This window comes from Sodalis sp. (in: enterobacteria) (genome assembly GCF_047607725.1).
In the GTDB taxonomy this organism is placed as follows: Bacteria; Pseudomonadota; Gammaproteobacteria; order Enterobacterales; family Enterobacteriaceae; genus JBLKSS01.
Window position 1 is genome coordinate 1 of sequence record NZ_JBLKSS010000066.1, and the last position, 6,499, is coordinate 6,499.

Below are 6,499 nucleotides of genomic sequence, written 5' to 3' on the forward strand. Positions count from 1 at the left end.
CTCAAACCGGGATGGAAATAAAAGTTATTAAAATCAATATAATGTGAAAATGCAATGAGCATAAGCGTGTAACGTAGGTTTACTGTCTCATACAACAAACCCACCAATAATTCAAGACGTCCTCCACGGGGCGCTTACCACCGCTACACCGGTGAAAACGGCGTGATCCCCCGCAGCGCGCGGCTGGTTGAGCTCTATTGCGCCGATTACGCCAATAACCCGGAATTATTGTCCAGTACGCTGTTCGGTTATGTGAAGGGGGCCTTTACCGGCGCGGATAAAAAGAGAAAACCGGTCTGCTGAATGAAGCGGACGGGGGCTTTTTCTTCCTGGACGAAGTTCACCGTCTCTCTGCCGAAAACCAGGAAAAACTATTCCTGTTTATGGATAAAGGTTACTTTTATCGCTTGGGTGATAACCGCCAACCCTTTCACGCCCGCGTACGTTTTCTTTTCGCCACCACCGAAAATAGCGAAAATGTGTTGTTGACGACTTTCCGCCGCCGTATTCCCGTCATTGTCGAATTACCCTCGTCCGAATCACGCCCTTTTAGTGAGAAACTGGCGCTGGTATCCACCTTTTTTCAAGCTGAAGCGCAGCGCTTCAAACAAGACATCCACGTTCCCACAGAATTGATTCGCCATTTGATTACTTCCCCCGGCCGGGGAAATATCGGTGAACTCAAAAACCGCATCAAAGTATTGTGCGCTTCTGCTTTTACGCAGGGCCAAAAGAACTGCATTCGTCATGTCGGTAATCCGCCCGCGCAAGATGACAGCGAAAACGTCATTTTTCATTGGGACGAGAATACATTCCCGGCGTTACCGCTTACGCCGACCAGATCGGTGGCGGGAGAAACTTTGCTGGAGAATTTTTGCCGATCCGCTAATGTCCCGCTATTTGTTCGCAAGCTGGAAGAGCATTACCACGCAACCCTGGGTGAAGCGGCCGCCGGGCGGCTCTACCAGGGGGTGCTATGGAAAACGACTTGATACCCTGCGCGAGTTTACCGAGCTAAGCCGGTTTACGTCTGGGCGAGATGATGGAAAAGGCCGTATTCCACTGTCTGCAATGGTGCCTGCATGACAATGTCTCTCCCGCCGCTATCGAGCATCTCAACGCGGTGACGGAATACATTCCCCAGCGCGCCTGTTTGCTGGCCAGTGAAACCATTTCGCTGCTACAGCGACACTTGCCCGAGATGCCGGCGCCCCTGTTGTATCCGTTGCTGAGCGCCGTTTTTTGCCACCAGGTCGAGCAGGAGCCGCTTATTCAAGGCATTATCGTGGCTCACGGGCTCACCACCGCCTCCAGCATCACGGGAACGGCAAATAATTTGCTGGGGGGATTTTATCTCAAGGCGTTTGATATGCCCCTGTCCGTCGATACTCGAGGGATTATCAGCCATCTCACCACCTGGATTGACAGGCTTAAAGAGCAAGCCGGGATGGTCATATTGGTGGATATGGGGTCGCTCGAGGATATTTACGCCGAAATTAAACTGCACATCCAGGGCGATCTGCTGGTGATGAATAATGTCAGCACCGCGATGGCGCTCGATATTGCGGAGAAAATCCAGCAGCGGTTGTCGATGAAAGAGATCGTCGACGGGATTAAGGGCGCTTGGGAAATTGAGGCGCGCTATTATTCCGGTATTGTCCAAGGCAATAAAATGATCATCTCCTGTATCTCTGCTGAAGGGGTGTCAAAACAGCTGTAGGAGATTACCCGGCGTTATGTGGACGATGAAACGCTTGATGTCGTGACAATGGAATACGACGATCTGAAATGGAAGCTGGCAAAAGCGGACAGCGCGCTATACGGCACAAGATTAATCATTACCACCACGGAACTGAATGCCAACGCTATCCCTATCATTAATGTCAGGAAGCTTATTGGCGATAAGCCCGACCAACTTTGGAAAAATTATTTCTCGACCATCATGTCCTCCGACAGATTGAAACAGATGGTCGATGAGATCGTCATTCTGTTTACCATTGAAGGGGTCGCCAGCCATCTCTCTTTCCTCAATCCGAACGTTATCATCGAAGAGGTGGAAGATGTGGTGAAATTTTTCGAGATGACCTACAACATTCATTTCGAGAGCTACCTGCGCATCAATTTATTTATGCATCTGGCGGCGATGATTGAACGACTGATGACCCACGATGGCTTAAATCATCGCGAAGACAGCGAGCTGACCGATCAGCTGCGCAATTTTATCGCCCTTACCCCGGAAGCCTTTAGGCCGATTATTGCCAAATACCGCTTTGCCATGACCACCACGGAATATCTGATGATTTATGAGCTAATGGAGCCCTGGATCACTGTTGACCAGTCTTTGTTAGTGTTGAAAGCCCAGCGAGATAGTGTGCAGGTTTCTGGAGATGCCTAAACACTAACTATAACTTACTGATAATAAAGATAAATAAAACCTGGCACGCCTTTTGTATCATCTCTCTCACAACTTGGCTTCAACTTTATCTGGAGAGAATGCAATGGCATCGAAGAAGTGGATTGATCTGAATCAGCGAGTCATTATTGTTACCGGCGGGAATTCCGGCATCGGCTCGCATATTGTCAGAGACCTGCTGGAAAATAATGCCCAGGTGATTGTTGCGGATATCCAAATACCGGACTCCGCCTCCCGCGCGGCGGGGGTGGATTATCGCCTGTGCGATATTACCGATCGCATCGCATTTAAACAGTTTGTTGACGACGTGTATCGCCAGTATCAGCGTATCGATGGCCTGGTGAATAACGCGGGGGTAAACCGCGCCCGGCTGTTGGTCGACTATTATAGCGAAACGCCGCAATACGAGTTAAGCGACGACGATTTTGATTTTATGGTGAGGGTGAATCAAAAGGAGCCTTTTATTTGTACTCAAGAAGTCGCCCGCGTCATGATCCGCCAAAAACAAGGCGTGGTGGTGAACATTCTCTTCGAGGCCGGCATTGAAGGCTCAAAAGGACAGAGTTGTTATTCCGCCACCAAAGCCGCCGTGCATGGTTTTACCCTATCCTGGGCGAAGGAGTTGGGTGCGTTCGGTATTCGGGTCGTGGGCGTTGCGCCCGGCATCAATGAGCTGACGCCGATGGGGGATGCCAAGCACCGCGAAGCGCTGGCCTACACGGGCGGTATGAAGATGACAAATATTGATGAAGATTATAGCCAGAGAATTCCTCTCGGACGTCAGGGAAAGCTGGATGAAATTGCCAATTTGGTAACCTGGCTGTTGTCCGATAAGTCAAGCTATATCACAGGCACCACTATAAATATTACGGGAGGCAAATCTCGCGGCTAATCCTTTCCATTTTTGGCAGGAAATTTTATGGATAAATTAAAAGTGGTTCCCTGGTTGTTCGTCATTTCACACGGTCGTTTTGGCAACGAATTGGTTAATAGCTGCGAAATGATCCTGGGTAAGATGTAAGCGCCCCGTGGAGGACGTCTTGAATTATTGGTGGGTTTGTTGTATGGCCCGGTAAGAATATGTTCCGCTACGATGCCTAGTGAACCCGCATCCTATAAGGGACGGCTGTCAGATCATGGATAATCCGGCGATGATAGTGTCCACTTAAATTTTAATGGACACTATCACAAACTTCAGAACCACTAATTTCATATCACTCAAACCGGGATGGAAATAAAAGTTATTAAAATAAATACAATGTAAAAATGCAATGAGCATAAGCATGTAACGTAGGTTTACTGTCTCGTACAACAAACCCACCAATAATTCAAGACGTTCTCCACGGGGCGCTTACGATCTTATCGATCTGCCGGGCGCGGGAGGTCGCCTGGCGTGATTTGGACGCGTTGGCGCTAAAGCGGCTGACGAACGACTGCAGCTCGGCAATCTGGGCTTTTTTCTTGGCATTATCCGCCACCAGCCGCTCACACGCCTGTGTCGATGCCGTCATATACTCGTCATAGTTGCCCGAATAGATGCACAACTCGCCATAATCCAAATCCGCCATATGGGTGCAGACCATGTTCAGGAAATGCCTGTCATGGGAGATGATGATCATCGTGCTGTTGCGCTCATTCAGCACCTGCTCCAGCCAGCGGATGGTATTGATGTCCAGGTTGTTGGTCGGTTCGTCAAGCAACAGAATGTCCGGATTGGCAAACAGCGCCTGCGCCAACAGCACGCGCAGCTTCCAGCCGGGCGCCACCTCGCTCATCGGGCCGTAATGCTGTTCCAGCGGGATGCCGACGCCCAGCAGCAGCTCACCGGTGCGCGCTTCCGCGGTGTAGCCATCCATTTCGCCGTACAGCACTTCCAAATCCGCCACCCGATAACCCTGCGCTTCGCTCATCTCCGGCAGGGCGTAAATGCCATCGCGCTCCTGTTTGACCGCCCACAATTCCGCATGGCCCATGATAACGGTATCCAACACGCTATTTTGCTCAAAGGCGAACTGATCCTGGCGCAATTTACCGAGGCGCTCGTTGGGATCCAGGCTGACATTGCCGGCGGTGGGCGTCAAATCACCGCCCAGAATTTTCATCAGGGTAGATTTACCGCAGCCGTTGGCGCCAATGAGGCCGTAGCGATTGCCGCCGCCAAACTTAACGGAAATATTCTCGAACAGCGGTTTACTGCCGAATTGTATGATGATGTTATTACTTATCAGCAAAGGAAAGACTCTTAATAAAGTGTGAGATTGGCCGTATTATGCCATAAAGCGGCGTGGGATGGCGCCTAATCTGTCGTCTATCGCGACAGGATGGCGCCACGACCGTCAACAGGGCCGTTTCGCAAGCCGGGCCGCGAAAAGGCTACGCCTCACCTTAGAGAAGGATGAACCGAACGCATAGGGGAAGGATCTGCCAGACGCAAAGCGGGATGACTTACGCGCCGATAAAGCAAGGCCAGCCCGGTAGAAGGATGAGTCAACAGGTGTAAAAAGTATTTCGACTAACCCAAAAGGAGGCGTCAGGAAATCTTGTGTCAGGCACGCGGGAGGGTGGCGTTAAACCACAGTGCGGTTAAGTCATGCATGAGAGAGAGGGCGCGTCAGACACCCGTGGTATTCGCCCAGGGAGGCTATAGTCGGGCAATAGTGCGGATTGCGGGTTAAGTCAAAGAGAGAGGTCAAGCACGAGAGAGAAGCTGATGCCGAAGGAGCGCGGCGATCATAAGGCGCGCAAAAACGGCGCGCCTTCACCCGGTGTAACGCCAAACATCCCACCGGAGCAGTCGTCAGGCGGCAAAGCCACAAAGGCTCGCCGCCCGCGAGAGACTGAGAAGCGGTAACCTACACCGGCAATCCAGGTGCCGACGTCTGTAGAACGGATACGGCTTTGTTCATAGGAAACGTCAAGCGCCACGTATTCCATCGGGTTGAACTGCAGACCGGCACCGTAGGCAACACCGACATCGCTGCTGCCGCCACGACGATTACCGTCCTGGGCATTCGAGATGGATTTGCCGTAGCCCAGACCGACTACGCCGTACAGGCTGGCCCAATCATTGATGCGCCAGGCCGGGCCGGCGGTGAAGCCGTAGTACTGACCTTTATCGTAATCACCGCTTTCAGCGCGGTTTTTTTCGATATAGGTGAACGAGGAGATCACGCCCAGCGGCTGGTCATTGTCCCACTCGTAGCGGTATTTTAAGTTGAAGCCGTTGGCTTTGTTCACTACGCCCTGCAGGTCACCCTGTGCGTAACCGGCGGAAACGGTGCTTTCACCTGCTGTTGCGGAACCTGCTGCCACTGCTAAAACGCAAGCTAAAGCTGAAAGACATGCAATTTTTTTCATAACCACCTCAAATGTGAATATACGTCCTAACCATGAAAATATACCAAAACCTAGCATAAAACTCTGCTTAATAATTGTTGTCCAAGTAAAGGTGTCGTGTAATATAAGTAGTTTTCAAATACTTCTATCCTATTAATTTTACTTATGTTTTGATTGGCCGCCGCCAAAGGACCTTTACTTATCCTTACAACATATCCAGAACATTCCGAATCGACCGTTTAAAAAATAGACCTTTACCGATGATTTTGCCTATTTTTTACGTTTTTTTTCACGCTTTCCTACAGGCGAAACGGCAAAAAAAGAAATCTCATTTAATAAGTATTTAATTTTACCGCGCCGCCGGGCTTATTTTCGCCACCCTACGGCAGAAAAAAGCGCTTTTGCGCCTCGTTTAAGAAAGTCTTAAAGCGAAACAATAATTATTCCCAACGCTGCTTCACCCTGCGGGTTTCCAAAGACATATTCCTTTCCTTTAAGGACTATTGGCGACGTGGTGTCGTAAACGGTAGTTATATCCCGCCCGCCGCCCGAAGGCGTTATCCCGCTGCCGAAGAAAGAATAGAGCCAAAGCGGGGGTAATAAAAGCGCCACAGTAAGCGCCCCGTGGAGGACGTCTTGAATTATTGGTGGGTTTGTTGTATGGCCCGGTAAGAATATGTTCCACTACGATGCCTAGTGAACCCGCATCCTATAAGGGACGGCTGTCAGATCATGGATAATCCGGCGATG

Annotated in this window: 6 protein-coding genes and 2 pseudogenes; 5 read left to right on the plus strand and 3 right to left on the minus strand. The window is 50.4% G+C overall.

What is annotated here, in order from left to right; genetic code table 11:
• Positions 1–162: 162 nt before the first annotated feature.
• From ACMX3H_RS06395 to ACMX3H_RS06415, 5 genes are all read left to right on the plus strand, one after another.
• Positions 163–303 (plus strand): sigma 54-interacting transcriptional regulator, encoded by a 141-nt coding sequence (locus tag ACMX3H_RS06395; RefSeq protein ID WP_415210219.1) that lies wholly within the window; start codon positions 163–165, stop codon positions 301–303.
• Between the two features lie 26 nt (positions 304–329).
• On the plus strand, positions 330–992 hold the full coding sequence (locus ACMX3H_RS06400; protein WP_415210224.1) for a sigma 54-interacting transcriptional regulator: 663 nt from the start codon (positions 330–332) through the stop codon (positions 990–992).
• 47 nt (positions 993–1,039) lie between these two features.
• Positions 1,040–1,720 (plus strand): hypothetical protein, encoded by a 681-nt coding sequence (locus ACMX3H_RS06405; RefSeq protein WP_415210220.1) that lies wholly within the window; start codon positions 1,040–1,042, stop codon positions 1,718–1,720.
• Between the two features lie 18 nt (positions 1,721–1,738).
• Positions 1,739–2,395 carry a PRD domain-containing protein gene (locus tag ACMX3H_RS06410; RefSeq protein ID WP_415210221.1) on the plus strand — a complete coding sequence of 219 codons (657 nt, stop codon included), beginning with the start codon at positions 1,739–1,741 and terminating at the stop codon, positions 2,393–2,395.
• 103 nt (positions 2,396–2,498) lie between these two features.
• On the plus strand, positions 2,499–3,305 hold the full coding sequence (locus ACMX3H_RS06415) for a sorbitol-6-phosphate dehydrogenase subunit (protein ID WP_415210222.1): 807 nt from the start codon (positions 2,499–2,501) through the stop codon (positions 3,303–3,305).
• A 463-nt stretch (positions 3,306–3,768) separates the two neighbouring features.
• Here the strand turns inward: ACMX3H_RS06415 and ACMX3H_RS06420 are convergent.
• From ACMX3H_RS06420 to ACMX3H_RS06430, 3 genes and pseudogenes are all read right to left on the minus strand, one after another.
• Positions 3,769–4,644, minus strand: a pseudogene (locus ACMX3H_RS06420) (ATP-binding cassette domain-containing protein); the annotation flags it as partial.
• A gap of 610 nt (positions 4,645–5,254) precedes the next feature.
• A pseudogene (gene ompX, locus ACMX3H_RS06425) lies at positions 5,255–5,770 on the minus strand (outer membrane protein OmpX); the annotation flags it as partial.
• A 472-nt stretch (positions 5,771–6,242) separates the two neighbouring features.
• Positions 6,243–6,434, minus strand: coding sequence for a hypothetical protein (locus ACMX3H_RS06430; RefSeq protein WP_415210223.1), 192 nt, complete (start codon positions 6,432–6,434; stop codon positions 6,243–6,245).
• Positions 6,435–6,499 lie beyond the last annotated feature (65 nt).